Below are 26,827 nucleotides of genomic sequence, written 5' to 3' on the forward strand. Positions count from 1 at the left end.
GACATTTTTATGTCCGCCCGTCGCCAATATCACATCTTTTTCCGGTTGCGCTAGCGGCCTCGCTTCCCCTAGTATTTGTGTCGAATCCAACCAGGGACCACAAGATGTAGTGGTTCTTCACAATTTATTCACAGACTTATCCACATTCGGCCGCCTGTCTTTTCAAGTCCTTGATTTGTGAAGAAATGCGGCCAGATTTAACACCTGGCCAGAGGGAACACACCCAAATGTACGCCACACTGGATAGCACCACAGGAAGCCGCATGACCGAAGCCGTAGATACCCCGATCAACAACGAACAGAGCCGATACGAACTGTACAAGACCATCCGCCGCAATGGTGGTGTCGTGCCGTTCGAGCCGTCCAAGATCACGGTTGCCGTGACCAAGGCCTATATCGCCGTTCACGGGAATCAGGCTGCGGCCAGCGCTGCTGTGCGTGAACGCGTGGAGGCCCTGACCGAGCAAGTGGTCAGCGCGCTGATGCGTCGCAAGCCTGAAGGTGGCGCTATTCATATTGAAGACATCCAGGATCAGGTTGAACTGGCCCTGATGCGTTCTGGCGAACATGACATCGCCCGCGCCTACGTGTTGTACCGCGAACAGCGCAAGGCAGAACGTGCTTCCCATACCGAAAGCCACGAAGTCACCCCGCAACAGCACGCCGTGGTCAACGTCACGCTGGAAGACGGCAGCCGCCGCCCGCTGGATGTGGCCCGCCTGAAGTCGCTGATTGCATCGTCTTGCCTGGGTTTCGAGAAGATCACCAGCCAGGAAACCATCCTGGCCGAAACGCTCAAGAACCTGTACGACGGCGTGCCGGTGGCTGAAGTCCACAAGTCGGCCATTCTGGCTGCGCGCGGTCGTATTGAAATCGATCCGGCCTACAGCTTTGTCACCGCACGTTTGCTGCTGGACGTCGCCCGCCGCGAAGTGCTGGGCGAAGAAACCAGCCACGAAGACATGGCGACCGTGTACGCCGAAGCCTTCCCGGCGCTGATCAAGAAGGGTATCGAGAACGAACTGCTGGACGAAAGACTCGCCCAGTTCGATCTGGCTCGCCTGGGCGCTGCGCTCAAGCACGAGCGTGACTACCAGTTTGGTTACCTGGGCCTGCAAACCCTGTACGACCGTTATTTCCTGCACGTGCATGGCACTCGCATTGAACTGCCGCAGGTGTTCTTCATGCGCGTCGCCATGGGCCTGTCGCTGAACGAAGTGGACCGCGAAGCGCGCGCCATCGAGTTCTACAACGTGCTCTCCACGTTTGACTTCATGTCCAGCACCCCGACGCTGTTCAACTCCGGTACCCGTCGCAGCCAGCTCTCCAGCTGCTACCTGACCACCGTGGCCGATGATCTGGATGGCATCTACGAAGCGCTGAAAGAAAACGCGCTGCTGTCCAAGTTTGCCGGCGGTCTGGGCAACGACTGGACCCCGGTGCGCTCGCTGGGTAGCCATATCAAGGGCACCAACGGCAAGTCGCAAGGCGTGGTGCCGTTCCTGAAGGTGGTGAACGATACCGCCGTCGCCGTGAACCAGGGCGGCAAGCGCAAGGGCGCGGTCTGCGCCTACCTGGAAACCTGGCACGCCGACATCGAAGAATTCCTGGAACTGCGCAAGAACACCGGTGATGATCGCCGTCGTACCCACGACATGAACACCGCCAACTGGATTCCTGACCTGTTCATGAAGCGCGTGATGGAAGGCGCCGACTGGACCCTCTTCAGCCCGTCTGAAGCGCCGGACCTGCACGATCTGTACGGCAAGAAGTTTGAAGAGGCCTACACCCGTTACGAAGAAAAGGCGGCCCGCGGTGAAATGCGCGTGGCCAAGAAGCTGCCGGCGCTGACCCTGTGGCGCAAGATGCTGACCATGTTGTTCGAAACCGGCCACCCGTGGGTGACCTTCAAGGACCCGAGCAACATCCGCAGCCCGCAGAATCACGTTGGCGTCGTTCACAGCTCCAACCTGTGCACGGAAATCACGCTGAACACCAACGACAACGAAATCGCCGTATGTAACCTGGGCTCGGTGAACCTGTCCAACCACATCAAGGACGGCAAGCTGGACGCCGACAAGATTGGTCGCACGGTCAAGACCGCCATGCGCATGCTCGATAACGTGATCGACATCAACTACTACGCCGTGCGCAAAGCCCGCACGTCCAACCTCAAGCACCGCCCGGTGGGCATGGGCCTGATGGCGTTCCAGGACGCGCTGCACATGCTGCGTATTCCGTACGCATCTGACGCGGCGATCCAGTTTGCTGATGAATCGATGGAAGTCATCGCTTATCACGCCTACTGGGCATCGACCGAACTGGCACAAGAACGCGGCACCTACCCGAGCTACAAGGGCAGCCTGTGGGATCGTGGCATCCTGCCGCAAGACTCCAACGCCTTGCTGGCCGAAGAGCGCGGTGGCTACCTGGAAGTGGACAGCAGCAGCAAGCTGGACTGGGCTCCGTTGCGTGAACGCATTGCCACCTACGGCATGCGTAACAGCAACTGCCTGGCGATCGCCCCGACTGCGACCATCTCCAACATTGTTGGCGTAGATGCCTCGATCGAACCGACCTACCAGAACCTGTTCGTGAAATCGAACCTGTCTGGCGAGTTCACCGTGATCAACGAGCACCTGGTGCATGATCTGAAAGAACGCGGTCTGTGGGATGAAGTCATGATCTCTGACCTCAAGTACTTCGACGGTTCTGTTTCCCGCATCGACCGCATCCCGGCTGACCTGCGCGAACAGTACGCCACTGCATTTGAAATGGACCCGAAATGGCTGGTTGAAGCTGCCAGCCGCCGCCAGAAGTGGATTGACCAGGCCCAAAGCCTGAACATCTACATGGCCGGCGCATCGGGCAAGAAGCTGGATGAACTCTACAAGCACGCCTGGTTGCGTGGCCTGAAGACCACCTACTATCTGCGTACCCTGGCTGCAACCAGCGCAGAAAAATCCACCGGTCGTGGCGGCGAGTTGAACGCCGTGCCGGTTGATGGTGGCCTCTCTGCCGCAGCATCCGTCAGCAGCGCACCAATCGCAGCCGCATCGGCCGCTGCAGCGGTTGCCGAGATGCCGGAAGCCGAAGGCGCCGCATGCTACCTGCGCCCGGGTGATCCTGGCTTTGAAGAGTGCGAGGCTTGCCAGTAAAAGCCTGTTGCCACAGCCCGGCCGCATCGCCGGGCTGTTGGCCCATCTGCCGGGCGGGGCAACAAACCGCCAGATAAACAGTCCAAGCAGAGTCCGGGTGTCTGTGTCGGCCAGGGGCCGATATAGCCACGTACAAGGGGCCAGGTCATGTTCAAACGCGTGTTGTTGCTGTGTTGTATCGGGCTGTTAAGTGCCTGCGCGGCTCGTCCGCAAATGTCGACAGCAGGGGCAATGGTCCCGCCGGCAGGGCAGGCGTACGGCATTCTGGCCGTGACCTTCAACAGCCTGGACCATGACACCACTGTCACCAGTGTGGTGGTGGAAGGCCCGTGGGGCCGTAAAGAGTTTTTTGCCAACAATAACAACTACATCCGCGATGCGGGTGACGTGCCGGACACCACCGGCCAGCTGCAGCTGTTAACGCTGCCGCCAGGCCACTACACCATGACGGACACATGGACGCGCTGGGGTAACCCGGGCATGGACATGAGCCGCCGCATTGGCCGCTTGCCGCTGAACCAGGGGTTTGACGTGAAAGCGGGCGAAGTGGTGTACCTGGGCGAAGTCCACGTGGACGTGAATTTCCAGCCCACCGCCACGCTGAAGGATGCGCACCAGCGAGACTTCAACCACATCAAGGTGATGTGGGGGGTGCCGGATACCAGCAATATCCAGATCAGATTGCCGCGGCCGCTTGACGCTGCGGCAAGCCAGACAGTGCAGCCTGCGCAGTAACGGCGCGCTTTCTGAACCACGGCCCGGCCAGACGATGGATCGGGTACCAGACGCACCGCCGGCTTGCCGGTTGCCATTGAAATACTTTTGAATTTTGAAGATTTGTAAAAGAGGAAAGCAGACCCATGCTGAGTTTTGACGACGACATCATCACCCCCAAGCCCGCCCAACCGGCTGCGCCTGCAGCACAAGGCGCCACTGCCCCGGCTGCTGCCACCAGCAACCGCGTTCGTGCGGCGGACAAGCGCGTGATCAACGGTACGACTGACGTCAACCAGCTGGTCCCGTTCAAGCACAAATGGGCGTGGGAAAAGTATCTGGCCCAATGTGCCAACCACTGGATGCCGCAAGAAGTGAACATGCAGCGCGACATCGAACTGTGGAAGAGCCCCAACGGCCTGACCGAAGATGAGCGCCGCATCGTCAAGCGTAACCTCGGCTTTTTTGTGACTGCCGACTCGCTGGCCGCCAACAATATCGTGCTGGGTACGTATCGCCAGATCACCAGCCCGGAATGCCGCCAGTTCTTGCTGCGCCAGGCCTTTGACGAAGCCATTCACACCCACGCCTACCAGTACATCGTGGAAAGCCTGGGTCTGGAAGAAGGCGAAGTGTTCAACGCCTATCAGGAAATCAAATCCATCCGCGACAAGGATCAATTCCTGATCCCGTTCATTGATGTCCTGACTGACCCGGAATTCAAGACCGGCACGCAACTGACCGACCAGCAACTGCTGCGTTCCATCATTGTGTTTGCCTGCATCATGGAAGGTCTGTTCTTCTATGTCGGCTTTGTGCAGATCCTGGCGCTGGGCCGCCAGAACAAGATGACCGGCGCTGCCGAACAGTACCAGTACATCCTGCGTGACGAGTCCATGCACTGCAATTTCGGCATCGACCTGATCAACACCATCAAGCAGGAAAACCCGCAACTGTGGACGGAAGAGTTCAAGAACGAAATCTATGACCTCTTCAAGAAAGCCGTTGAACTGGAATACGCCTACGCCGAAGACACCATGCCGCGCGGCGTGTTGGGCCTGAACGCGTCGCAGTTCAAGGAATACCTGCGCTTTATCGCCAACCGTCGTCTGCAGCAGATCGGTCTGGAAGCCATGTTCCCGGGCGTGAACAACCCGTTCCCGTGGATGAGCGAAATGATCGACCTGAAGAAGGAAAAGAACTTCTTCGAAACCCGCGTGACCGAATATCAAACCGGCGGTGCATTGAGCTGGGATTGATCCGAAGATCCGCGTGAACAAAAAGCCCCGCATGTGCGGGGCTTTTTTTTGTGCCTGGCCAGCTATGGCAGGCGCTGAAACCGGTTATGCCGGAATAGCGTAAAGCATCAGGTCTTCTCCCGCTGGCCCGTGGCAACGCAGGTAGAACCTGTAGCCGTCGATGCCTTCCAGCAGCGTCATGGCATCTAGCAGATCGTCTGGACGGTGGTAGACGCTGATTGCCATGAACGGGCGGCGGGCGGCGATGAAATCAAGCGATGCGCGAAGCGCAGGGACTTCGGCGCCCTCGATGTCGAGCTTGAAGTAAAGCTGGCCCTCTTTATCGAAATCAGAGAGCAAGGCGGTGTTTACCTGGTCTTCAGCGCCGGCATCCAGCGCTGATCCAACCGAGCCCAGGGCATTGAAACCCATCATGCCGCGCACGTCAGAAACCGCTTCCTGGCGGAAAGTGACACGGTCGGGCTGGACGAGGCCTGCCAGCCGCTGTTGCGCGCGCGCAATGTTGTTTGCATCCGGCTCAACAAGGCACAGATGCCCGAACCGGCCACCGGTCATGCTGACAAACTCTTCGGCCGTATCGCCATCAAATGCGCCGGCATCGATATAGGTGACTGCGGGGGACAGCGCATCAAGCAGGAAGGGGACATCGCGACGTGCGCTCGAGACAATCTGTTCGAACTCCCCGGTGAGCCTGAACGCCAGATGACCAGACAGCGTGCTGCGCGATAGATCGTCGCTGAAAAGCTGGCTGATGTACTCATAGCGGCCCAGTTTTTCACGCAACCGGGCTGGCGCTTCGAAGAACAGATAAGGCAGAACGCTGGATGCCGCGGCGTGAAATAGCCTCGTAAACGGGCGCACATCCAGGTCGGGGTAGCGCGCATGAATCTCGGCACGCTTGTTCAGGTACGAGAACCCGGGCTGGTAGATGCACACATACAGCACCAGCGGTTCAGCAGGCGCGCGCGCGGCAAACAGATCAAGGTTGGTGACCTCGTGCCCGTCAATGACGGTGCCGAGTTTGGCCGGTGTGTCATCGACAAAGATGAACGGTGCGTCGATGGCTTGCCCGATTTTGCGGCCAAGAAATCCTGCCCCGTATAACCCAGTCAGCATTACTGCACTCCAGAAAATGTGGCGTTCTAGCGGACAATCCGCCGCTGGCGCCACTCGATGGCATCAGCGGCAGGCGCCCAGCGAAAATTCAGATATTTCCGGATGGCCGGATCGTCGGGAACAGCGGCGCCGGTCCGGCTCATTGCGCTGGGAATATCGATCTGCTGCGCCATGAACGGCAAGCCGATGACATGGTTTACCGCGCGGCGAACGTGAGCGGACTGGTTGATCCCGGCCCGGTGAAAGACCATGGCGTCCAGAATCAGAAACGAGCCTGCCGGTACTGCGAGCTGCTTTTCAAATTTCCGGGCAAAGGCATCGGTCGGAAAAGGCGCAACGTGATGCGTGCCGGGAAGCACGAAAGTGGCGCCATTTTCAAAGGTGAATTCATCAATACAGAGCAGCGCGTTCATCGCCATCGGCTTTGAACTGGTCCAGTGCTGGTAGTTGAGATCCCGGTGCCATCTGGCCTGATAGTTTTCCCGGTCCGGCCGGTTAATGATGCCGTTCTGCATCATCAGCACGAATTCAGGCCCCAGAAAACGCCGCGTGAGCTCCATCAACGGTGCCGCTGTGGCGACCGTGAGGAAGTCGGGCTCGTAAGACAGCATGCAACGTGCAATGTCGGCATCGTTGATTTTCAGAAGGTCTGACTCAGTGCCGATTTCGGCAATCTGTTTCGCATAGGCCCGGTCAAGACCGGCTTTGAGCGATTCGATGAATTCTGCGCTGAAACCGCTGGCGAGCGTGGTGTAGCCGTTGATCCGCAGTTCGGCAATGGCCTCGTCGATCTGGTCCGCTTGCTCAAGTTGCTCAGACACCCCGTAGGCGCTGAAAGACTGTTCGGTACTCATGCTGCCATCCCGTCTGTAAGCATTGCATGATTGTACACGCCGGTGTCAGCCACCGAGCAAGCGGCCACGCGATTGCAGCCAGCAGGAGCCCAGGCGCGGCAATCTGTCGTTTTTTGGCCTTCTTTTATGCGCTATGCCGCCTCAACCGTACCCGGCCATCTGGCATGAACCACGTGCCAAATCGCACCAGGCCAGTTTGTTTGAGATGGCAGATCAGCATGTAACTGAGCATGGCTTCGTCATCGGGCGTTTTCAGTTCGATTTCGATTGCCTGCAGCCGTGGTTCGTATTGCAGCAGGGTCGATTCAATCATCCGTTTCAGGCGGTGCGCACTGGCAGGCAGTTCGCGGTAGATGCTGGTCAGATCAGGCAAGCCGTACTCGGGCAAGTGCGAAAGGCTGCCGGCGCGCGTATTGAGCACGCACTGGATGTTGTCCATGACGCTGAGGATGGTCTGCGTCTTGTCGTCGTATTCGTCTACCGGGGTGCCGTCGGCAAAGCTGCCCAGCAAGCGTTCATACAAACCCGGGCCGCTCATGTATTGGCCTTGGGGGGCGGATCGCGCTTGATGGTGTAGCCGGTGACCGACAGCCTGACCGGCTTGTCATCAGACAGGTCAGCGCGCGGGATCATCACGTGCCAGGTGTTGTCCTTGTTTTCCTTGCGAAAGAACACCGCCACGCCGACAGCTTGCGTGGTTTGGTCCAGTGGTTCGTCCAGGCTGACGGTGGCACCGGGGCGCAGCAGCAGTTCCTTGCGGGCAACCAGGGTGTCTTTGAGGACTGTGTTGTCGTCGGCCAGGATTTTGTCGTAGGGCGCATCTTGTAGTGCTTTGCCGTCTTTGAGCTGGTACACGCGGACCACCACGGACATGGGTTGATCCTTGTCATCGCTGTTGATGCTTTCCCGGGCGACGAGATCAAGTTTCAGGGTCAGTGTCTGCGCAATGAAGATGGCGCGGGCAGTGCTGACCGAGGCTTGTTTGACGGTCTGCACCGCACCGCAAGCACCCAGTAACAAAGCCAGACTGAGTGCGGCAAGGCAGGGGACGGGTTTCATGAAGGGTTTCATCGGGTTATCCAGAAAACGGGGTAACAAGGTCAAGCCACAGCAAAGCCGCTATAACGGCCCAGGCGGATATCAAACGGTCTGCCCGGCGCAGGCTTGCCGTTCACGGCGGTCAGGCCGAGCCGCGGCGCGTACTTGCCCAGTTGCGATGGCGGCAGCTGTGCCGGGTCTAGCCGCAACACGAGTTCGGCATCGAGCTTGTAGCCCAGATAGACGCGCAGCATTTGCAATAGCTCGGTATGCGTGGCACCGCCGGGCAGCAGCGCGGGCAGGTCGGCCTCAGGCGCGGGCGTGATCAAGACGCGCACGGTGCTGTTACGGTCGGTCAGGCGTTGCCCCAGTACCAGCGTGCCAGCTCGCAGCACAGCGTTGCCCAGCCGGGCGGGTTCTTCCAGCAGGCGTGTGACCGGGTGGCAGGATTCCACGGTCACCTGCTGGCAGGCCAGCGTGGCGCGCACCACGGCAACCAGGCCTTCCGCCGTGCGGGTGCGTTGCCCGCCCTGGCCCAGCAAGGCCATGAAACGGGCGCAGATATGTTCGTCCGGCTGGTGTATGCCCAGCCCGACCAGCCCCAGTAAAGAGGTGGAGGTACGGTCTGTGGCGCCGCGTTCAAAACTGACCGGGTAGCGATACTTGCGCCAGACCCGGTAATACAGCGTGACAATGCGGTGGTGGAACAGGTCCAGAAAACCTTGCAGCGCCTCGTGCCCTTCGCGGCGAGTGGAAATATCGTCAAGCAGATACCAGGGCATGCGGGCATCCACGCCGTACAACCCCAGAAACGTGGTGCGCACCGCGGGCGGGGCATCGGGCCGATCCGGATCAACCTGCACCCCGGCCAGTTCGCTGCCGGGGAAACCCAGCCCGGGATAAGAGCGGAACCGTACCGGATCTGCAGCAGGTGAATCTGCGCTGCCTAACGGTGGCCGGCCGGGCTGGGCGCGATCCAGCAGTTCGCAGAACTGGTAGAAATTGAACCCGCTGGCGCGACGCAACAGGGTGGGAACAAGGCCCTCGCCGGTGACAGGCGTGACAACCGGCCGCCAGCTTTGAAACCCGGATCTGGCGCTGGCGTTCATAAGGTCACCACCGGGGCGGTATCCGGCGCCCACGTCAGCCGTTTGCCATTGGGTTGGCACAGCAGCACCAGTTGCGTGAACAGGTTCATATCGGCGTACGCGGCCAGAAAACGGTGCAGGAGTTCGCCGAACAGATCGACATCACCCTCACCGGCAAAGTGCTGGCTGTCCAGGGTCACGGTGATCTCGACACCGCGCAGCACGCAGCCTTGTTCCACCCGCATCAAGGGCCGGTGGGCCACGGCGACGATGCCTTGCAGGCGACGGCGGTTCATTTCATCGTCGGTCCAGTCATACAGGGCCAGCGTGCCGCGCAGGACTTCGGCATCCATCAAGGACAGATAGTTGGGCGCCAGGTGCGACAGCACGCGCCAGTGAAAGCGGTCTTCGGTGGGCGGGTAAACGGGCAGGGTGGGGGCGGTGATATTGCGGACCCGGGCCACGCAAGGGTAGCCCACCGTCATATCCAGAATCTGCGATTCACGCAGCGCCTTGCGCGGCAACAGGCCGTTGGTGCCGGTGACGCGCAGCGACAGGGTTTCGACCGGCAACCGGGTTTGCGTCTGCCAGGCGTGGCCACCCAGTACCAGCCAGGTATCATGCAGCCCCGACGCGCCACGCCGCACGCGCGTATGAAAATACCGCTCCGGTGTGTCATGTCGCAGCATGCCGCCCCGATGCCGGAAACTGGTAAACGGCGTGTAGCTGTGGCGGCTGCTGTCGGTATGGTCGAACGATTGCACGGCATCGACCGACCAGGTTTCGATCGGCGCATCTTCCCGCAGCATGGGGATCACGCGGTATTCCGGCTCCATGTGATCAACGCGGATGGGTTCGGCTTCCAGTTCGAACAGATTGATGGCCGGCGTGCAGTGCAGGCGGATCTGTTCTGCCGAGAACGGCATGTCTGCCGGGTAACGTTGATTGAGAACGATGTCGATTTCCAGCCAGTCCGCATCGCCCGGCACTTTGGTGATCTGCAGCCCGCACAAATCCAGGAACATGAATTTTTCGCGGAAGGTGAAGTACTCCAGCAGCCGCTGATAACCGCCAAAGGCATTGTCGGCCTTGGGCCAGAGGCGTTCATCCGCGCCAAACCCGGCCGGCTCCATGCGCAAACCGGCAGAGAGCGCCTGAATGGCAGCGTCGGTGGTCGTGCCGGTGGCGCGGGCCTCGATATGGTGGACCTGCCGGGTCAGTGCCAAGCGCAGGGCGCAAGCGACCGGGGCATCGGCATTGATAAACAGCCGGATGCGCGAGAAATCAAGCTGTTCGCGTTTGCCTTGGCCTTCCAGTGCAAAGCGCAAACGGATGGCAGAACGACCATCGTTGCGGATAACCGGACTGGCTTCGATCAGGTTCAGCGGCAATAACGGCACGGCTTGCGTCGTGCGGTACAGGCAGCGCACCTGGCTGGGCGCGACCGGTGTGCCACGCAGCTCCAGGCCGGGCGGGACGGATTCACTGTGCTGCAGCGCCTGCATCTGCGGCGTCAATTCCACTACGGTCAGCGATGGAATCATGCGCAGGTAATGTGGCCACAGCAGGCTCATCAGGCCTTCGGTCAGCTCGGGCAGATCGTCATCAAGCTTTTGCCGCAAACGCCCGGTGAGAAACGCAAAGCCTTCAAACAAACGCTCTACAAACGGGTCGCGTTCCCCTACGCGGTCCAGGTTCAAGAGTGCCGCCCGGTCCGGATGGGCCTGGGCAAATTCGCGGCCGGCTTCGCGCAGATAGCGCATTTCGGCTTCGTAGTACTTGAGAATGGTGTCGTCCATACAATGCCAGTGACAGGTTCAGTTCATGCCGGTCGCGCGGACCGGAGGGAAGGCGGGCGTTCAGCGCGTGGGCAGGCCCAGCGACAAGGTGCGGACCGGGTCCAGCGCCGCCAGCGCGCCATGCACATGTTCAAGCCGCTGCTGCAGGGTGATCTTGTCCACATCCTTGCGCTGCGCCCGCTGTTGCAACACGCGCCATTGCTGGGCCTTGATCTCGAACGCCAGCGCGGGCGCCCACTGATCAAGCCGGAATGTTTCGATCATGCCGTCCAGCTCGGTCAGCAGATGCAATGCCATATCGCTGCGACCATGCTGTTCCGCCAGTTGGGCCATCAACAGCGTGCGCAGACATTGCTGGTGCGCGCCCGGGACATGCGGCAGGTCGCGTACCCATTGCCAGGCGGCTTCCAGCCCTTTTTCCGTTGCGGTAGCGCTGGCCAGTTCCACGGTGTTTTGCCAGTCTGAATCGCTGACGCCAGGCGGCGGCTGCACAATGCTGTCGCCCGCCTCCAGATCACGGATGACGGCGTGGCGGGAAATCCACTCCAGCGTGCTGTCATCGGCAAACGGAGTGCCATCGCTGAAACTGAGGCGTTCTACGCCGGCCAGCCGGTCGCGCATTTGCGCAAAATCAGTCAGCAGCATGTCTTGCCAGCCAGCGTAAAGCGGGCCCGCCTGGCCTTGCGCTTGCCAGGCCAGATACTGCAAATCCAGCCAGAAATGATTAGCGCCTTCGGCAAACGCCAGCTCCACGCGCTCCAGCAGCTCATGCCACTGTTGCTGCAGCACCAGCCGTTTCAGATGCTGTTGCAGATCCTGGCGCGGCGGCGGCAGGCGGGTGCGGCCTTGTCCATCATGCGGCGGCGGGCTGGTGACGGTATCCCAGCGCACGCAACGCAGCAGGCGGTAGGCAGGCAGGTAGCCCTCGGCCTGGCGGCGCAGAAACACGGCCATTTCACGACCCCGATCCAGCAGATCACGCGAAGAACCAATTTCACCCTGTTTGATGGCCGTGCCGGTTTGCGTGGCGTCTTGCGCGGCAGGCACGTTGCCGCCAGCATCGTTGCCGGCCGCTTCACCCAGCGCCTCAAAGCGATATAACAATGGGTGCAGGTCAGGCCTGACCGCCTCGTCCCAGGCGGCAAGAGATTGCTCAATCAGCGCCAGCGCAGAGCAGGCGCGCTGTACATCTGTTGCAGACGCGGGCGCGCGCGCCAGAAAGACCTGAAAACGCTCACCGTTGAGCCATTCCAGCGCGGCTTTTCGGCTTTCTGGCCGGTGCGGCAAGATGGTGTCCGGATAGTGCGCCAGCAGGGCGGCAATCAGCTCCAGGCCATCGGCCAGGCGATATCATTCCGCTGCGTGAAGCGCTGGCTGCTTTGCAAAAAAGCCAGCCCGCGCTGGTTCATGCAGAGGTCAATCCGGCCGTGGTGGCCAACGTGATTGCGGACTGGACCGGCGTCCCGCTGGAAACACTGCTCAAGGATGAGCAAACCGGCTTGCTGGAGCTGGAGTCCCGGTTGGGGCAGCGGGTAGTCGGGCAAGATTCAGCCCTGCAGCAGCTGGCGTGTAGTTTGCGCACGGCCAGAACCGGCCTGCAAACGGGTGAAGGCCCGGGGGGCATGTTTTTGCTGGTGGGGCCTTCTGGCACAGGCAAGACAGAAACGGCGCTTGCGCTGGCTGATCTGCTGTTTGGCGGCGAGCGCGCGCTCATTACCATCAATCTTTCGGAATACCGGGAGGCGCATACCGTCTCGCAACTCAAGGGCTCGCCCCCGGGCTATGTCGGGTATGGTCAGGGCGGGGTGCTGACCGAGGCCGTGCGCCAGCACCCATACTCTGTGGTCTTGCTTGATGAGGTGGAGAAGGCCCATCGCGATGTGCTGAACCTGTTTTACCAGGTATTTGATCGTGGCTTCATGCGCGATGGCGAAGGGCGGGAGATCGATTTTCGCAATACCGTCATCCTGATGACGTCCAATCTGGGCGCCGATGAGATCATGCTGGCGCATGAGGGCGATGCCATGCCGACTGCGGCAGAACTGGATACAACGATCAGGCCTTTGCTGGTTGAGTATTTCCAGCCTGCCTTGCTGGCGCGGTTCCAGGCCGTCTACTACCGGCCCTTGAGCCAGCCGGCGCTGGCTTTGGTGGTACAGCTAAAACTGCAGAAACTGCAGCAGCGGGTTGCCCGCCATTATCGCGGACGGCTTGAGTTTGATCCGGCAGTCTGCACTGCCATTGCGGCGTGCTGCCTTAATGCCGATGTTGGCGCCCGCGCGGTCAGCCATATGCTGGATCAACAAATACTGCCGGAAATGTCACGGGCGTTGCTGCAATGGCAGGCAGAACACGGCCAGCCGCCTGCGTTGATTGCCTTGCGTTGGGACGAGCAGGCTGCCCAACCCGTGCTGGCGCTGGAGTAAACCGGTGGCGCTTTACGGCGCCACCTTCATTGACACCAGTTCTTCGCTGACATGCGCGCGCTGCTGGTCGTTGGCGTCAAAAGTGGTTTCTTCCGCTTTCACCCAGCGCTTGGCGTCCGGTGCGTACCAGAGCGTGCGGCTGCTGTGACCACGGATATGGCCAGGTTCGATGGTCCACTGCGCCTGGGCCTCGATCCGGAAGGTCTTGAAGCGGCCGGCGGCGACATTGACCATTTCCACGCCATCGACGCTGTATTGCTCATCGCGTACTTCTGTGGCGTTGCCGTGCTCCGAGACCGGGCCGGCAGAATGCAGATTCCAGGTCTGGCCGTGTTCGACCGGAAAGAACAGCGGCCGATCAATCACACGATCCTGGCCGTTCACGGTGAGCACCCGGCCCCAGTCGGCCTGGGCGGTGCGCGTCTGGGTGACGTCGTTTTGCTGCAAGGTGTATTCGATGCGGCCGTCTGCCACGCGGGTGACGGTGATCTGCTTGGTGATCTGGTTGCTGCCACTGGCGGTTTCAGAGACGTCCTGATAACGCCAGGTATCGCCGGCCGCGATATTGGGCGCGTCGCTGTCTGCGGCGTAGCACAAGGTACAGAGCAAGATCGCGGGCAGGCTGGCAAAGGCAAACTTCATGGTGATCACTTTGATGGCAAGGCTGTGAAAAGGTAACGAACCGGCGGCCAGAGGCGTTGACCCGGGTGGGGCCGGTTGTGCTGCCGCCTGGCTTTAATGTGGTTGCGTTCAGGCGCGTGAGTAAAAGCCAGCGGCTATGTTGGATCAGTCTGGATCATTAAATGGAGATCAGCATGGCAACATTCAATCGCGCGGTTAATTTACCGTTCAATTTGCCGTTTTCTGGTGCGGTGACACAGGCCATCAACCCGTGGAATGCTTACTTCAAGGTCATGGGTGGCCAGTTCGGGCTGGTGAATATCAATCTGGGCCATTCTTCCAACCCGCAAGTGGAAGCCACGGTGCTGGAAGATGTGGCCAGTTACGGCAAGCAGCTTGGCCGCATGGGCGATGCGCTGGACGTGCTGATCAAACATCTTGAGCCGCAACTGAAGCTCAATGACGATGAACAACTGGCCATGGATCAGTTGAAGGTCATGCTGGCAGAAATCAGACAAGTGAAGCGGCGGGTGGTCAACCAGCAGCAGCACGATCGGCTGCTGGCCAACTAAGCAGGCGGCGCGGGCCAGTCAGGATCAGATCAGTTCATAGGCAAAAAACAGGGCGATCAGTGCCAGGCCAATCAGGCCGGCCATGAAGCATTGATCGGCCCAGCGTTCCAGCCTGGCCCCGATGCGTGAGGTGTCAGCGCGGCGGATGGAACAATACGACAGCATGGCGCTGGCCAGGAACAGCAGCATGTCCAGCGAGGTGTATTCGTCCACCTGACTGGGCCCGATATGGCCTTCCGCCACTTTCACCAGCCCGATCAGCGTGGTACAGACCCCAATCATGGTGCACGCCGTGGGCAGGATATGCGGTGACAGTTGCCGTTTGGGGGCTGCTGGAATGTCGTGCGGCATGCCACGCCTCCTGGCGCAGAATGGCAATATGACGATTATAGATCCACGTTTTTCCCGGTGCGGCTAGCGCCGGTACAAGCCGGTTTCGATCCCCGAATAGCCAAAGCCGTGGCCTTTGCCAATGCGGATTTGCACCGGGATGCGTTCTTTGAGCGCATCCACGTGGCTGATCACGCCGATCATCTTGCCGGTGGCGTTCAGGCTGTCGAGCGCATCCAGCGCCATGTCCAGCGTTTCGCCATCCAGCGTGCCAAAGCCTTCATCAAGAAATAACGAGTCGATTGAAGTCTTGTGGCTGACGAGGTCAGAGAGCGCCAGCGCCAGTGCCAGGCTGACCAGAAAGCTCTCGCCGCCAGAAAGCGTGCGCGTGTCACGCACGACATCGCCTTGCCAGCTATCGATGATGGCCATTTCCAGTTCGCCGCCCGTTTTGCGCACCAGCTGATACCGGCCATGCAGACGGGCCAGTTGGCGGTTGGCCAGATGGATCAGGTGATCCAGCGTCAGCCCTTGGGCAAAGCGGCGATATTTGGCGCCATCGGCCGAGCCGATCAAGCCGTTGAGATGCTGCCAGATGTCGTATTCGGCCTGTTGCGCGCTGATCTGCCCGAAGAGGGCTTGCTGGTTTTCCCGACGCTGGGCGTCACCTTGCAATTGCGCATGGATTTCGCCTTGCTGCTGGGCCAGCGCCTTGATCTGCGCCAGCACGTTTTGCCAATGGGTTTCCAGCTCCTCGGCGCTAAGCGTGGTTTGCGGCGCGGCGTTCAACTGGGCCAGATGACGCGCGGCGCTGGTATACAGTGCGGCCGCTTCGGTCAGTGTTTTGTCCAGCTGTTGCTTCAGTGCCTGCAGCCGCTGGTGGGTCGATTCATCCAGTACGGCGGTTTGCCAGGCGTTTTCATCTGCGAACGGGCTGGCCGACAGCGCCGCGTGCCAGTCTGCTGCGGCTTGCGCCTGAGCCGATGTTTGCGCGCTTTGCAGCGTGGTCAGCGTCTCGATCTGGCCGGCCAGGGCGTGGGCGCGCTGGCGAGCTTGATCCAGTTGTTGCGCGGCATGGGCAAGCTCCGCCTGCGGGTCTGCTACATCAGGCAAGGCGGCTGGCTGCGGGCTGTCACCCCAGCTTTGCTGCCATTGCGCGGCCTCGGCCTGCGCCTGTTGCAGCGTGTTGCGGGCGGCCAGTTGATCACGTTCCAGCGCTTGCAGGCGGTTGGCGGCGTCTTGCCATTGCGCTGCTTCGGCTTCACGCGCGGCCAGCCAGCCGGCGGTGTGCTCGATACCGGGCAAGTCATAACCCAGTGCGGCCAATTGTTGCCGGAAGGTGGTTTCAGTCTCGGCAAGGCGTGATTGCTGCGTTTTGATCGCCGTGCCGGTTTCCTTGATCTGGGCCTGGCCGTTTTGTACGCGTTGCTGCAAAACGGCAATCTGCTGAGTCAGCGCCTGCAACGCCTGGTCATGACTGGCCAGCGCATCGCGCTGCTTGCCCAGTTGTGCGTTCAACTGGTCCAGCTGGGTCAAGCGCTGACCAATCTGTGCCAGTTGCTGCGCCAGTCCGGCCTTGAGCGCGGGCAGGGCGTTGTGGTTGGCAGGTGGCGGGTTAAAGTGGCCGGCGCTGCGTTGCCAGTCGGTATCCAGCTGTGTGCTTTCAAGGGTAATGGCTTGCAGGCGTGCGCCGGCGTGCGTATTGCGTTCGGCCAGGGTGGCAAGGTCGGTAGACAGCTTGCGGCCCTGTTCTTCAACCTGTTCTTGTTCGGCCTGTTTGTCCGTCAAGGCCTGGCGCGTGGCAGAGACATCCAGCGCGTTGTAATGCGCCACAGCGGGGTGTTCAGTGGCGCCGCACAGCGGGCAGGCTTCGCCCGGTTGCAGTTGTGCACGCAGGGCGGTCAGGTCCTGGATGCGTTGTTCCTGTTCCAGCAGTTTTTGTTTGTCGGCAACCTGCTGTTTGACTTCAACAAAGCGCGCGCGCAGAACATCACGCTGTTGGGTCAACGCGCTGGTCTGTTCGTTCAGGCTGGCCTGGGTGTCGGATATCCGGGCCGATTCGGCATTCAGTCTGGCGCGCTGGGCCGCCAGTTGTTCCAGCCGCTCGGCCTGCGTGCGCAGGTTCTCCAGTTGTTGCCACTGTTGCCGCAACGCGGATTCGGGCTGCCCGGCAAGGCAATCGGCCAGCGCGGTCTGGCTGTGTTGCAACTCAGCGGCCAGGCGGGTGTGCCCGGTCTGTGCGGTGCGCGACTCCTGGGTGCGTTGTTGCAGTTCTTGGTCCAGCCCCTGCAGGGTGCTGGTGAATCTTTGCAGCCGGTTTTCCTGGTCGGTGATTTCCTGGCGCAATTGCTGGCGGACAGCCAGTTGCGCCTGCCAGCCCGTCAGATGTGCCGCCAGTTGTGCATGCTGCGGATGCGCCGCCTGGCTGGCGCTCAGGGTGGCATGCTGTTGTTCGATCTGCGCCAGCGCATGCTGGCCGATGCGCACGAGTTGCCCGGCACGCTGGGTCGCCTGCCAGCGCCAGTCAGCTTGTTCAGCCAGCGCTTGTGTGTGCGCCGTCGTGGCGGTGTGCAGCGTCTGTGTTGTCTGGTTCAGGGTATGGCTGGCGCTGGTCAGTGCCAGATACATCGGGCGCAGCTTGAAAGCGGGTTCTGCGGCGGCCAGCCGCGCCAGGTCTGCCCGCGCGTCGTACAACGCGGTCTCGGCATCTTGCTGGGCCTGATGGGCGCTGGCTTGTTGCCGGGTGGCTTGCAACACCTGATCCAGCCATTGGCGCTGTTGCTGTATTTGTTCGCGTTGCTGGTTGCTGGCAACTTCCTCGGCCGCCAGCGCTGCGGCACGGGTGGTGAGTTCATCGCGATCGGCGTCGCTTAGCAGTGCCACACCTTCTGCACGGGCCTTGAGTTGCTCCAGTGCGATGCGGGTATCCCGCGTATGTTCAAATACGCGCTGCGAGATCAGGCCGTAGACTTCCGTGCCGGTCAGTTGCTCCAGCAGGGCCGCGCGCTCGTTGGCGTCGGCTTGCAAAAAGGCCGCAAAACCGCCCTGGGCCAGCAGCATGGATTTGGTAAAGCGGCCAAAATCGAGGCCGGTGATGCTTTCGGTCAGCTTGAGTTTGTCGTTGATGCGCGTGGCCAGAATATTGCCGTCGGCATCGGCCAGCTCCACGACTGGCGCTTGCAGCGCGCCATCCGGTTTATCGCGGGAGCGGCGCTGACTCCAGAACGCGCGGTAGCGTTTGCCTTTGACTTCAAATTCCACTTCAGCCAGGCAATCTGCCGTATGCCGGGTCATGACCTCATTGGTTTTGGCCGAGATCACGTCCATGCGCGGCGTCTGGTGGTACAGCGCCAGACACAACGCGTCCAGCAGCGTGGTCTTGCCGGCGCCAGTGGGCCCGGTAATGGCAAACAGGCCGTTGTGGTTGAAGGGCTCTGTGGTGAAGTCGATCTTGAACTCACCCTTGAGCGAGTTCAGGTTTTTAAGCCGCAGCGTGAGGATCTTCATGCATCCGGCTCCATCAGTTCGGCCAGAACCTGCCGGTAACGCGCTTTCAGTTGTTGCGCCAGCGGCTCTTCCAGGGTTTCCGGGGCGATGCGTTGGGCAAAGACGTCATCCGGGCTGAGTTCATCCAGCGTTTCTTTGGCACTGGTTTGCAGGCTGGCCGCGTTCTGGCCGCGCTCGCGCCGCAAGCGCAAGACTTCCACCGGCAGGCCGGTGCAGATTTCTTCAACCCGCGCTTGCAGGTCGCTCAGGTAGTCCTCAGCGGTGATTACGACTTCCAGCCAGACCGGGGTCTGGGTGCTGCCTGCGACGGCGGCTTTGGCAATTGCGCCGGGCAAGTCTGCCAGCGTGCCGCGAACGCTGGCCAGCGGCTGGAAACAGGGGATGGCCAGCGGTGTGATCTGGCGCAGGCCGGTTTCATCCAGCTCAACCAGTAGCATTTGTTTGGCTTGATTGGCCTCGTCAAAACTCAGCGAAATGGGCGAGCCGCAATAGCGGATATGCGCCTGGCCGCAGTCTTGCGGGCGGTGAATGTGGCCCAGCGCAATGTAATCGGCGGGCGGGAAGGCATCGGCCGGGTAGGCTTTCAGGCTGCCGACATAGATTTCCCGCACTGACTCGGACGCGCTGGCGCCAATCACCGCCAGGTGGCCTGTCGCCACAATGGGTAAAGCGCTGCCCAGTTCGGCGCGCTTGTGTACGGCGTGCTGGTAGGTCTGGCGGTATAGCAGGGCAATGGCTTCTTGCAGATTCTGTTGTTTCTCGTCGGCGCTCTGGCCGGCCTGGCTTTGCAGTACTTCACGCGGGCGGATGTAGGGGATGGCGCAGATGAGCGCGCCGGGCTGCCCATTGCGCTGGCGCAGCACCAGAACCTGGTCATCCGGATTGTCGGCCACGCCTGGAATGACCGTCGTACCCAGCCTGGCCAGCAAGGTTTTGCTTTCTGCCAGCGTGGCGACGGAATCATGGTTGCCCGCCAGGATGACCAGATGCGCACCCAGATCATGCAGCCGCACGATCAGGCTGCTGTATAACTCCCGCGCGTAACTGGGCGGCGCGCCGGTGTCGAAGATATCGCCCGCAATCAGCACGGCATCAATCTGGTGTTCGGTCACCTGGGCCAGCAACCAGTCGATCAAGGCCTGGTGTTCGGTCTGGCGGGTCTTGCCCATGAAATGCTGGCCAAGATGCCAGTCTGAGGTGTGCAGTATCCGCATGCGCGGTGAGTGCCTTGTCTGGGGCGGGAATACCAGGGATTTTACGTGGGTTGGCAGGGGATGGGGAGCGCGATAAAAAAGGGTGGATGATCTGCTTCATCCACCCTGCGGTTTTCAGCGGTACTTGATGGCAACACCAATCAGCTTGCGCCCGGTAATGGTATCGACACTGCGCCCCCACCATGGGCCGGACACCCACACGCCGGTGGGTTCAATGCGGTCCAGCACGACCACCACGGCATCAGCGCCCAGTTTAGCGCCTTCGTCGCGCACTTTGGCTTCGATGTCCTGCACAGGTGGCGCGGGGTCGGTCGAGGCTTCGATATTGATCTCGCCCAGACGATCAAACGGTCTTGTGGGCTCTGCCCGCAGAATCTGCACGCTGGCGGGGTCGGTGGCGGGCGGGCGCGGGGCGCCGACGTATTGGGTGCTGTTGGCGCTGACCGAAGCGCAACCGGCCATGATGGCAAGGCAGGCGGCGCCAGCCAGCAGGCGCAGTACGGCAGGGGTGGGAGGATGACTGAAGCGACGCGTAATCGGGATCATGGCCCGTGTCCTTTTGTGGCGATGGCAAGACTGGCCCGGCCGGGTAGGCAGACCAGCAGATTTGCGCAGCAGACGGCTGTTTTTTTGACTGCCCATCCAGCCTGGCAGACGAGATCAGGCTTTACCAGACGGTGTCGGTGCAACGCGCCGGCCTGCCGTTTTATTCCACTTGCGCGGGGCGTATGACGAATATGACACGCTCATTACCTGCAAATCGGTGCGATACAGACGGCTGAGGCAAAATCGAGCAGTTTTTTGCCGCACGGCACCGCACCCGGTGTTGCTGCAAGTCCCGACCCTTATCCAGAGTCCGTCCACTTATGAAGATGACCGTTCTTGCCGCCACGCTGGCTGTGGCGTTGCTTTCCCCTGTTTTTGCTACCGCTGCCACCACCACAACCCAAACTGCCGCCGCCACTGCCAACCCGCCCGCAGTCTGGGACTTGACCCCGCTGTACCCGACCACCGCCGCGTGGGATGCCGAACGCCTGGCCATTGTTGCTGACCTGCCCGCACTGAAAGCCCGTCAGGGCACGCTGGGCAAAGATCCGCAAAGCCTGGCTGCCGCGCTGGGGCAGATGTTTGATCTGCGCCGCCGTATGTGGCGCATGGAGGTCTACGCCAGCCTGCAAGCCGATGCCAACACCCTGGATGATGCCGCCCAGTCGCGCGCGCAACAGGCGTATTCGGTTGATGCGCAGCTGGATGAAGCGGCTTCTTTCATCAACCCGGAGATCTCCGCCATTGGCGCGGACAAGATCGACGCCTGGCTCAAACAAGAACCGGCGCTGGGCCAGTTCTCGTATTTCATCCAGAACGCCTTGCGCCTGACCCCGCATACGCTGGACGCCAGATCTGAAGCCTTGCTGGCCGCAGCCCAGCGCCCGCTGGACGGCACGCGCCAGGTGTTTGACCTGCTGACCAACGCGGACCTGCCATTCCCCAAAATTACCGTACGCGGCAAGACCTACACGCTTGATCAAGGCACCTACACCTTGCTGCGCGCGGACATTGATCCGAAAGTGCGCCAGCAAGTGTTCAAGGCCTTCTGGAGCGTGTTCAAGGCCTACGAGCGTACGCTGGGTGCCAGCTACGCCGGCCATATCCGCGGTGAAATCTTCAAGGCCAATGCACGGCATTACGCCAGCGTGCTGGACATGAAACTGGCCAACGAAAACACGCCGGATGCCGTCTACAAAACGCTGATTGCCGAAACCAACGCCGGCCTGCCGACGCTGCACCGTTACCTCAAGCTGCGCACACGCCTGCTGGGTCTGAAGCAAGCTGGTTACCCGGATGTGTACGTGCCGCTGACCACCAAGTCGCCGCGCTATACGCTGGCGCAAGCCGAAGCGACCACGCTCAAAGCCGTGGCGCCGCTGGGTCAGGACTACGTCAACACGCTGGCGTCCTCGTTTGGCAAAAGCTGGATGCATGCGCAGCCCCAGCGCGGCAAACAGTCTGGCGCCTATATGAATGGCGCTGCATATGACGTGCATCCGTTTGTGCTGATGACCTTCAACGGCGACTACGAAAGCATGTCCACCGTCGCCCACGAATGGGGCCACGCCATGCACACCGTGCTGGCCAACGGCGCCCAACCGTTCCCGACGGCGGATTACTCCATTTTCGTGGCAGAAATCCCTTCGACCACCAACGAGATGCTGCTGGCCGATTACGTCGCCGACCACGCCAGTACCAAGGCCGAGAAGGTGTTTGCGCTGAACCAGGAACTGGAACTCTTGCGCGCTACCTTCTTCCGCCAGGCCATGTTTGCCGAGTTCGAATACAAGGCGCATGAGGCGCTGGAGCAAGACAAGGCGCTGTCGGGTTCTGACTTCAGCAAGATTTATCTGGACTTGTTGAAGCGCTACCAGGGCGATGCCGAAGGCGTGATGCACATTGATGATCTGTATGGGTCTGAGTGGGAGTTTGTCTCGCACTTCTATAACGATTTCTATGTGTACCAGTACGCGACTTCGATCAGCGCGGCGGCGTATTTTGCCGAGGGGATCGAGAAGGGTGACCTGGCCTTGCGGGATCGTTACTTCACCATGCTCAAGTCGGGTGGTTCGGCTGATCCGTATCAGATCGTGAAGCGGGCGGGGGTTGATCTGGCATCGCCGGAGCCGTATCGGGCGGTGATTCGCCGGATGAACAAGGCGATGGATGAGATTGAGGCGCTGACTGCGCAGAAGTGATGTTGTGTTGCCGGTGGGCAATGGGTTGGGAAAGAGCGGGCGTCTTTGAGATGCCCGTTTTTTTTGGTGTTGGTGTTGGTGCTGATGCGGGTGCGGGTGATGGTGCGGGAGATAGGGCTTCGGGCGGGGAAGTATCGTTGATGTTTCCATCGGCGCGTCATTCCGGCGCAGGCCGGAATCCAGCTGGAGTCATGGCAGGGATGTATTGTTCGCTTCGCCATTGCATCGTCATTCCTGCGTAGGCAGGAGTCCAGTTGGAGTCATGGCAGGGAGGTATTGTTCGCTTCGCCACTGCATCGTCATTCCTGCGCAGGCAGGAATCCAGTTGGCCGCCGTAGGTGGCCTTTGCGGGCGAGAACCCGTTTTGTTAGCGCCTGCGGCGCGGTGGTTTTGATACCGGGGGTGCCCGGAGCACGTTACTTTTCTTTGCTTCGCCAAAGAAAAGTACCCAAAAGAAAGGCGACCCCTGCGACTGCGCTCGCTTCGCGAGTTCCCTGTGCTTCTCGCAAGGCGCGGCTGGCTGCGGGAACTCGCTTCGCTCAGACACCCCTCCGCCGAAACCCCGCGCCTTGCTGCGATGCTCGGCGCAGTCAAGGGGGAGGTAGGTCAAAAGCAACCTCAACCCCAACCCCAACCCCAACCCCGAAAATCAACGGCAACGACAAAATCTACACGACGGGTACCCCAATGACTCGTCATTCCCGACCTCGGCGGCCCCCTTGGTGGGCAAGGATGTAAACGCCAACCGTAGGGTGGATTCGGCGCGGAGCGACAATCCACCATGGCAGCGGTGGATTGCTTCGCGAATTCCCCCGCCTCAGCTAACCCTTCACAGTCCTGATGCTTTCAACGTGTAGCGAATAATGGCCGGTTGCCCAGGGTGGATCAGCAGCCCGGCGCGGTCGGCCAGTGGGTGGTCGGCGGGTGGGGTGAGGACGCGGGCGAGGTCGAAGAAGCTGTTAAGGGGTTCGACGCCGAGGGCGTAGTGGCGGCCGGACCAGGGGGCAAAGGCGCGGCCGCCGTTGCTGACCCAGATCAGCGCGTCGGGGAGTTGGCTGGTGTCCCAGTCCAGTTCCACCTGGGCGCGCCAGCCGGGGTAGCGTAGTACGAAGGGTGGTTTGCAGTTGCGCAGTTGCAAGAGTTCTTCGGTGGCAAAGGGCAACGGCAAGCGGGTGATGTCCAGCGTGCCGGTGGTGGCGGGCAGGGCGTTGATGCTGCTGGCGCTGTGATCCGGCAACAGGCGCGAGACGCCGGTTTCGGTGGGTTCCGGGTAGGTGTGCACGCTCTCGACCGGGCAGGCGATGACTTCCACGCCGCTTTGCGGCACGGCAAAGGTGGGGTGCAGGGCCACGGGCAGGCGGATGGGTTGGCGCACGTGGATGGTGAGCGTCACCGTCAGGGCCGGGCTGTCGGGGTCGGGGCGGATTTCGCGCTCCAGCCGGGCGACGGGGTCTCCGGCGGGGTAGTTGATGGCGACGGTCAGGGCGTCAGATGTTTGCTGCACCAGTTGCCATTCATGATTGGCACCGTAGCCGTGATCATGCGGGTTGGCGTCGTCTGCTTTGGGCCAGGCCGGGTCGGTGTGTCTGGGCGCGTGCGCCATGCCGAACGGCACACAGGGCCACTCGCCACGCAACTGGCGCAGCACGCCGGGCCATTGGGGGTCTGGTGTGTCGCCCCATGGGGCGATCTGAAGGGGTTGAATGCGCTGGCCGTTATCCAGTTCAAAGCTCACCGGGGCCAGCATGCCGCCCAGCGCCTGGATCGTGGCTTCACCCCAGGCCCAGTCGATGGTCCAGCCAGGGTTGTTCAGATTGCCCATGCAGCTTCCTCAATCGTGTAGTCCGCCCGCTCGCCCGGGTTCAGGTGGGCCAGCGGCGCGTGTGTTTCAATTTCCAGATAGGGCGCGTGTTGTGCGTTGAAGACTTCCAGCGGGTGACCGTGCGCCCAGGTGGCGTGCGCGGGGATGACCGAATTGCGCTGATAGCAGAACTGGCCTTGGGGCAGATCAATGTCGGCCCACATTTCGCCGTTGTCGCTGTCAAAACCCACTTTGAATTGCAGGGCTTCATCACAGACGACCTCTGTGCGCCGATCAGCCGGCAACAGCACGCCATGCGCCCACAGATCTGCCACCGGGCCTTTGTCTGGCATCAGGTGTACGCCATCACGCTCATGGCGACTGCTGGCCGGACGCGGGACCGACACCGTGGCCGGGCGCAGCATCATCAGCACATCCCACAAACCGCAGTGCAAAGTGTGTTCGCCCATATTGATCATGGCATGGTCAATCCGCCAGGTGCTGCCGCCAGCCGGCAGGGTGATGCGCCGGGTCAGCTGCAAGCCACTGGCCCGGTCAACCGGGCTTTGCATTTCAATACCCATGCTCGTGTCGTCCAGCCAGGTCTGCGTGACCAGCCAGTTACCGCTATCCAGATCACGATGCGGCTTGCCTTGCGGCCAGCGCGTTTCCGGCGCAATCCACGTCTTGCCACCGCCCCATAGCGGAAAATCCCAATCCACACACAGCGCCGCCCAGCGTTGCGGGGCAAAATCCGGCACTTTGCCGGCCAGCGCCGGGTTGATATAGGCCAATTGCACGTCATTCACACTGATCCCCATCAGCCGCCCACCCACCTGCGGCACGATATGCAACTTGAGCGGGCCCTGCTCCAGCAGCCAGGCCTGCCAGCCATGGAAATTAGTCTGGATCAGCTGTCGGTGGCCGTTGATCACGGTGATGTCCTGTGTGTCTGGTTGGTTGATAAAACCCGGCCGATCTGAAAAGCGGCAGGGCAAAACAATCGCGCGGCGCGGATGCTGCAGTAGCTGTTGTTGCCGTCGATTTTTCGACGTTGCAGTTGCAGTTGCAGTTGCAGTTGTCGTTGCGGTTGCCTTTGACGTTGCCCCCCTTGACTGCGCCGAGCATCGCAGCAAGGCGCGGCGACAAAGGCGAAGCGGTAGGCCGCAGGCCGAACACGCGAGCCAGCCGCGCCTTGCGAGAAGCGCAGGGAACTCGCGTAGCGAGCGCAGTCGCAGGGGTCGCCTTTTCTTTGGTGCCTTTCTTTTGGCGACCCAAAAGAAAGGCACTTGCTGTCGGGCAACCCCCGACATGTAAACACCCGCGCCGCCAGGCGCTAACATCGCAGTTCTTCGCGACGAAGTAGCAGATCAGGCCAGCCGAGCCATCCCTCCAGGAAAAGCGCCCCCGGACCTCCACTACCGCTTCATCCACGCCACAACCTCAACATCCACGCCCGACTAAAAATCAACTCTTGCTCACCGGCTTGCTCCGGAACATCGCCACCGTCTCCGGCTGCGCCACCTTGCACATGATCGGCGGCAAGCCGCGCGCAATCAACTCGGCATCGGCCACCGTGCGCTTGCCAATCTGCCGCAACGCCTCATCCATCGCCCCGGCCTGATGCGGCGACAACAACACATTGTCGCCACTGCGGGCGCGGTGATTCGCCGGTACCGGTTCTTGCGGGAACACATCGGTCGCCACGCGGATATGGCCGCTTTCGGCGGCGTCCAGCATGGCATCAAAGTCCACCACGCCAGCGCGGCTGACCAGAATCAGCGATGCGCCTTTGGGCATGCTGGCAAAGGCATCGGCACCCAGGAAACCCTGGTTTTGCGAGGTCACGCCCGCGACCACAAAAGTGATTTGCGAGGTTTGCAGCACTTCATCCAGCGTGGCGGCCTGGCAACCAAAGCTGGCAATGTAATCGGCCGGCAGCCACGGATCAAACGCGCGGATGGTCGGGTTGAACGGCGCCAGTAGCGGCACGATGGCGCGGCCCAGATCACCAAAACCGATAAAGCCGATGTTCTGGCGATGCAACGAGTACGCGTCGCGGTTGGCATCCAGACCGTATTTTTCGGTGTTGTTGCGGAAATACCGGTCAGAACGGCTGATGCCGCGGGCCAGGTCAATGGCCATACCCAGCGCGGCTTCGGCGACGGGTTCGGCAAACACCGGGCTCACGTTCAGCACGCGCACGCCGTGGCGCATGGCGTAGTCGTAATCAATATTGGGCAGGAAATTTCCCTCGACATTCACAATGGCGCGCAGCCTGGGCGCGCGTTCCAGCCGTTCGCGCGGCAGGTCGATCTGGCCGATGATGATCTCGATTTCCGGGGCCAGTTCGTTGAAACGGGCGTCGGTCAGTTCGGCGGCGTTGTCATGGATCACCAGTTCGCCCAGCGCCTTGAGGCGGGCCAGATCGCTGGCGTCAAAAATGTCCGCCACTTTGCGGGGCGAGGGGACGAGCAGGATGGTTTTCTTGTCGGACATATCGAACTCCTCGGCCGCGGTGGCCGTGTGTGCTGGTTTTGTGTGCCGGTGGCCGGGCACCGGTGGGTATGGGGCGGATACGGG

At 61.1% G+C, this 26,827-nt stretch carries 21 protein-coding genes; 6 read left to right on the forward strand and 15 right to left on the reverse strand.

The features are described from left to right. Window positions 1-263: 263 nt before the first annotated feature. From IEX57_RS01810 to IEX57_RS01820, 3 genes are all read left to right on the forward strand, one after another. A complete protein-coding gene (locus tag IEX57_RS01810) occupies window positions 264-3,158 on the forward strand; it encodes a ribonucleoside-diphosphate reductase subunit alpha (RefSeq protein ID WP_229708596.1) in 2,895 nt (964 codons plus the stop codon). Window positions 3,159-3,305: 147 nt separating this feature from the next. Beyond that, the gene (locus IEX57_RS01815; protein ID WP_188701732.1) at window positions 3,306-3,893 is read left to right on the forward strand and encodes a hypothetical protein; all 588 of its coding nucleotides are present in this window, start codon (window positions 3,306-3,308) and stop codon (window positions 3,891-3,893) included. A gap of 125 nt (window positions 3,894-4,018) precedes the next feature. Then, window positions 4,019-5,131, forward strand: a complete 1,113-nt coding sequence (locus IEX57_RS01820) for a ribonucleotide-diphosphate reductase subunit beta (protein ID WP_188701734.1) — start codon at window positions 4,019-4,021, stop codon at window positions 5,129-5,131. 84 nt (window positions 5,132-5,215) lie between these two features. Here the strand turns inward: IEX57_RS01820 and IEX57_RS01825 are convergent, their stop codons facing one another. The 7 genes from IEX57_RS01825 to tssA all read right to left on the reverse strand — a co-directional run bounded on the left by IEX57_RS01825 (window position 5,216) and on the right by tssA (window position 12,370). After that, window positions 5,216-6,247 (reverse strand): FkbM family methyltransferase, encoded by a 1,032-nt coding sequence (locus IEX57_RS01825; protein ID WP_188701736.1) that lies wholly within the window; start codon window positions 6,245-6,247, stop codon window positions 5,216-5,218. 26 nt (window positions 6,248-6,273) lie between these two features. Next, on the reverse strand, window positions 6,274-7,101 hold the full coding sequence (locus IEX57_RS01830) for a phytanoyl-CoA dioxygenase family protein (RefSeq protein ID WP_188701738.1): 828 nt from the start codon (window positions 7,099-7,101) through the stop codon (window positions 6,274-6,276). A gap of 124 nt (window positions 7,102-7,225) precedes the next feature. Next, window positions 7,226-7,639, reverse strand: coding sequence for a type VI secretion system baseplate subunit TssE (gene tssE / locus IEX57_RS01835; protein WP_188701740.1), 414 nt, complete (start codon window positions 7,637-7,639; stop codon window positions 7,226-7,228). Then, window positions 7,636-8,160 carry a type VI secretion system lipoprotein TssJ gene (gene tssJ, locus IEX57_RS01840; protein WP_188701742.1) on the reverse strand — a complete coding sequence of 175 codons (525 nt, stop codon included), beginning with the start codon at window positions 8,158-8,160 and terminating at the stop codon, window positions 7,636-7,638. Before tssJ ends, tssE begins: the two co-directional genes overlap by 4 nt. 41 nt (window positions 8,161-8,201) lie before the next feature. Continuing rightward, the gene (tssG, locus tag IEX57_RS01845) at window positions 8,202-9,248 is read right to left on the reverse strand and encodes a type VI secretion system baseplate subunit TssG (protein ID WP_188701744.1); all 1,047 of its coding nucleotides are present in this window, start codon (window positions 9,246-9,248) and stop codon (window positions 8,202-8,204) included. Continuing rightward, a complete protein-coding gene (gene tssF / locus IEX57_RS01850; protein WP_188701754.1) occupies window positions 9,245-11,026 on the reverse strand; it encodes a type VI secretion system baseplate subunit TssF in 1,782 nt (593 codons plus the stop codon). Before tssF ends, tssG begins: the two co-directional genes overlap by 4 nt. Window positions 11,027-11,086: 60 nt before the next feature. Further along, window positions 11,087-12,370 carry a type VI secretion system protein TssA gene (gene tssA / locus IEX57_RS01855; RefSeq protein WP_188703435.1) on the reverse strand — a complete coding sequence of 428 codons (1,284 nt, stop codon included), beginning with the start codon at window positions 12,368-12,370 and terminating at the stop codon, window positions 11,087-11,089. 35 nt (window positions 12,371-12,405) lie between these two features. On the opposite strand from tssA, the gene IEX57_RS01860 reads away from it, so the two are divergent. After that, window positions 12,406-13,452 carry an AAA family ATPase gene (locus IEX57_RS01860; protein ID WP_229708603.1) on the forward strand — a complete coding sequence of 349 codons (1,047 nt, stop codon included), beginning with the start codon at window positions 12,406-12,408 and terminating at the stop codon, window positions 13,450-13,452. 12 nt (window positions 13,453-13,464) lie between these two features. Here the strand turns inward: IEX57_RS01860 and IEX57_RS01865 are convergent, their stop codons facing one another. After that, window positions 13,465-14,094 (reverse strand): hypothetical protein, encoded by a 630-nt coding sequence (locus IEX57_RS01865; protein WP_188701756.1) that lies wholly within the window; start codon window positions 14,092-14,094, stop codon window positions 13,465-13,467. A gap of 173 nt (window positions 14,095-14,267) precedes the next feature. Between IEX57_RS01865 and IEX57_RS01870 the strand changes: the two genes are divergently transcribed. Then, a complete protein-coding gene (locus IEX57_RS01870; RefSeq protein WP_188701758.1) occupies window positions 14,268-14,645 on the forward strand; it encodes a hypothetical protein in 378 nt (125 codons plus the stop codon). 24 nt (window positions 14,646-14,669) lie between these two features. Here the strand turns inward: IEX57_RS01870 and IEX57_RS01875 are convergent, their stop codons facing one another. The 4 genes from IEX57_RS01875 to IEX57_RS01890 all read right to left on the reverse strand — a co-directional run bounded on the left by IEX57_RS01875 (window position 14,670) and on the right by IEX57_RS01890 (window position 20,242). After that, window positions 14,670-14,996 (reverse strand): hypothetical protein, encoded by a 327-nt coding sequence (locus IEX57_RS01875; RefSeq protein WP_188701760.1) that lies wholly within the window; start codon window positions 14,994-14,996, stop codon window positions 14,670-14,672. A gap of 63 nt (window positions 14,997-15,059) precedes the next feature. Continuing rightward, the gene (locus tag IEX57_RS01880) at window positions 15,060-18,482 is read right to left on the reverse strand and encodes an AAA family ATPase (protein ID WP_188701762.1); all 3,423 of its coding nucleotides are present in this window, start codon (window positions 18,480-18,482) and stop codon (window positions 15,060-15,062) included. After that, window positions 18,479-19,696, reverse strand: a complete 1,218-nt coding sequence (gene sbcD, locus IEX57_RS01885) for an exonuclease subunit SbcD (RefSeq protein WP_188701764.1) — start codon at window positions 19,694-19,696, stop codon at window positions 18,479-18,481. Before sbcD ends, IEX57_RS01880 begins: the two co-directional genes overlap by 4 nt. A gap of 114 nt (window positions 19,697-19,810) precedes the next feature. Next, window positions 19,811-20,242: a hypothetical protein gene (locus IEX57_RS01890; protein ID WP_188701767.1), complete on the reverse strand. Its 432-nt coding sequence runs from the start codon at window positions 20,240-20,242 to the stop codon at window positions 19,811-19,813. 320 nt (window positions 20,243-20,562) lie between these two features. Here IEX57_RS01890 and pepF point away from each other — a divergent pair, with 320 nt between their 5' ends. Further along, on the forward strand, window positions 20,563-22,443 hold the full coding sequence (gene pepF, locus IEX57_RS01895; RefSeq protein WP_188701769.1) for an oligoendopeptidase F: 1,881 nt from the start codon (window positions 20,563-20,565) through the stop codon (window positions 22,441-22,443). An 829-nt stretch (window positions 22,444-23,272) separates the two neighbouring features. On the opposite strand, the gene IEX57_RS01900 is transcribed toward pepF, so the two are convergent. From IEX57_RS01900 to IEX57_RS01910, 3 genes are all read right to left on the reverse strand, one after another. After that, a complete protein-coding gene (locus tag IEX57_RS01900; protein WP_188701771.1) occupies window positions 23,273-24,265 on the reverse strand; it encodes an aldose epimerase family protein in 993 nt (330 codons plus the stop codon). After that, on the reverse strand, window positions 24,253-25,179 hold the full coding sequence (locus IEX57_RS01905) for a hypothetical protein (RefSeq protein ID WP_188701774.1): 927 nt from the start codon (window positions 25,177-25,179) through the stop codon (window positions 24,253-24,255). Before IEX57_RS01905 ends, IEX57_RS01900 begins: the two co-directional genes overlap by 13 nt. A gap of 532 nt (window positions 25,180-25,711) precedes the next feature. Next, window positions 25,712-26,743: a hydroxyacid dehydrogenase gene (locus tag IEX57_RS01910; protein ID WP_188701776.1), complete on the reverse strand. Its 1,032-nt coding sequence runs from the start codon at window positions 26,741-26,743 to the stop codon at window positions 25,712-25,714. Between the last annotated feature and the right edge of the window lie 84 nt (window positions 26,744-26,827).

The sequence above is a fragment of the Silvimonas iriomotensis genome, from assembly GCF_014645535.1.
GTDB classification, from domain to species: Bacteria; Pseudomonadota; Gammaproteobacteria; order Burkholderiales; family Chitinibacteraceae; genus Silvimonas; species Silvimonas iriomotensis.

Coding starts and splice junctions, on each gene's coding strand:
- pepF (WP_188701769.1), top strand. CDS start 20,563: ATGAAGATGACCGTTCTTGCCGCCACGCTGGCTGTGGCGTTGCTTTCC.
- tssF (WP_188701754.1), bottom strand. CDS start 11,026: ATGGACGACACCATTCTCAAGTACTACGAAGCCGAAATGCGCTATCTG.
- IEX57_RS01890 (WP_188701767.1), bottom strand. CDS start 20,242: ATGATCCCGATTACGCGTCGCTTCAGTCATCCTCCCACCCCTGCCGTA.
- IEX57_RS01820 (WP_188701734.1), top strand. CDS start 4,019: ATGCTGAGTTTTGACGACGACATCATCACCCCCAAGCCCGCCCAACCG.
- IEX57_RS01865 (WP_188701756.1), bottom strand. CDS start 14,094: ATGAAGTTTGCCTTTGCCAGCCTGCCCGCGATCTTGCTCTGTACCTTG.
- tssJ (WP_188701742.1), bottom strand. CDS start 8,160: ATGAAACCCGTCCCCTGCCTTGCCGCACTCAGTCTGGCTTTGTTACTG.
- sbcD (WP_188701764.1), bottom strand. CDS start 19,696: ATGCGGATACTGCACACCTCAGACTGGCATCTTGGCCAGCATTTCATG.
- IEX57_RS01830 (WP_188701738.1), bottom strand. CDS start 7,101: ATGAGTACCGAACAGTCTTTCAGCGCCTACGGGGTGTCTGAGCAACTT.
- tssG (WP_188701744.1), bottom strand. CDS start 9,248: ATGAACGCCAGCGCCAGATCCGGGTTTCAAAGCTGGCGGCCGGTTGTC.
- IEX57_RS01910 (WP_188701776.1), bottom strand. CDS start 26,743: ATGTCCGACAAGAAAACCATCCTGCTCGTCCCCTCGCCCCGCAAAGTG.
- IEX57_RS01815 (WP_188701732.1), top strand. CDS start 3,306: ATGTTCAAACGCGTGTTGTTGCTGTGTTGTATCGGGCTGTTAAGTGCC.
- IEX57_RS01875 (WP_188701760.1), bottom strand. CDS start 14,996: ATGCCGCACGACATTCCAGCAGCCCCCAAACGGCAACTGTCACCGCAT.
- tssE (WP_188701740.1), bottom strand. CDS start 7,639: ATGAGCGGCCCGGGTTTGTATGAACGCTTGCTGGGCAGCTTTGCCGAC.
- IEX57_RS01825 (WP_188701736.1), bottom strand. CDS start 6,247: ATGCTGACTGGGTTATACGGGGCAGGATTTCTTGGCCGCAAAATCGGG.
- IEX57_RS01900 (WP_188701771.1), bottom strand. CDS start 24,265: ATGGGCAATCTGAACAACCCTGGCTGGACCATCGACTGGGCCTGGGGT.
- IEX57_RS01810 (WP_229708596.1), top strand. CDS start 264: ATGACCGAAGCCGTAGATACCCCGATCAACAACGAACAGAGCCGATAC.
- IEX57_RS01880 (WP_188701762.1), bottom strand. CDS start 18,482: ATGAAGATCCTCACGCTGCGGCTTAAAAACCTGAACTCGCTCAAGGGT.
- IEX57_RS01870 (WP_188701758.1), top strand. CDS start 14,268: ATGGCAACATTCAATCGCGCGGTTAATTTACCGTTCAATTTGCCGTTT.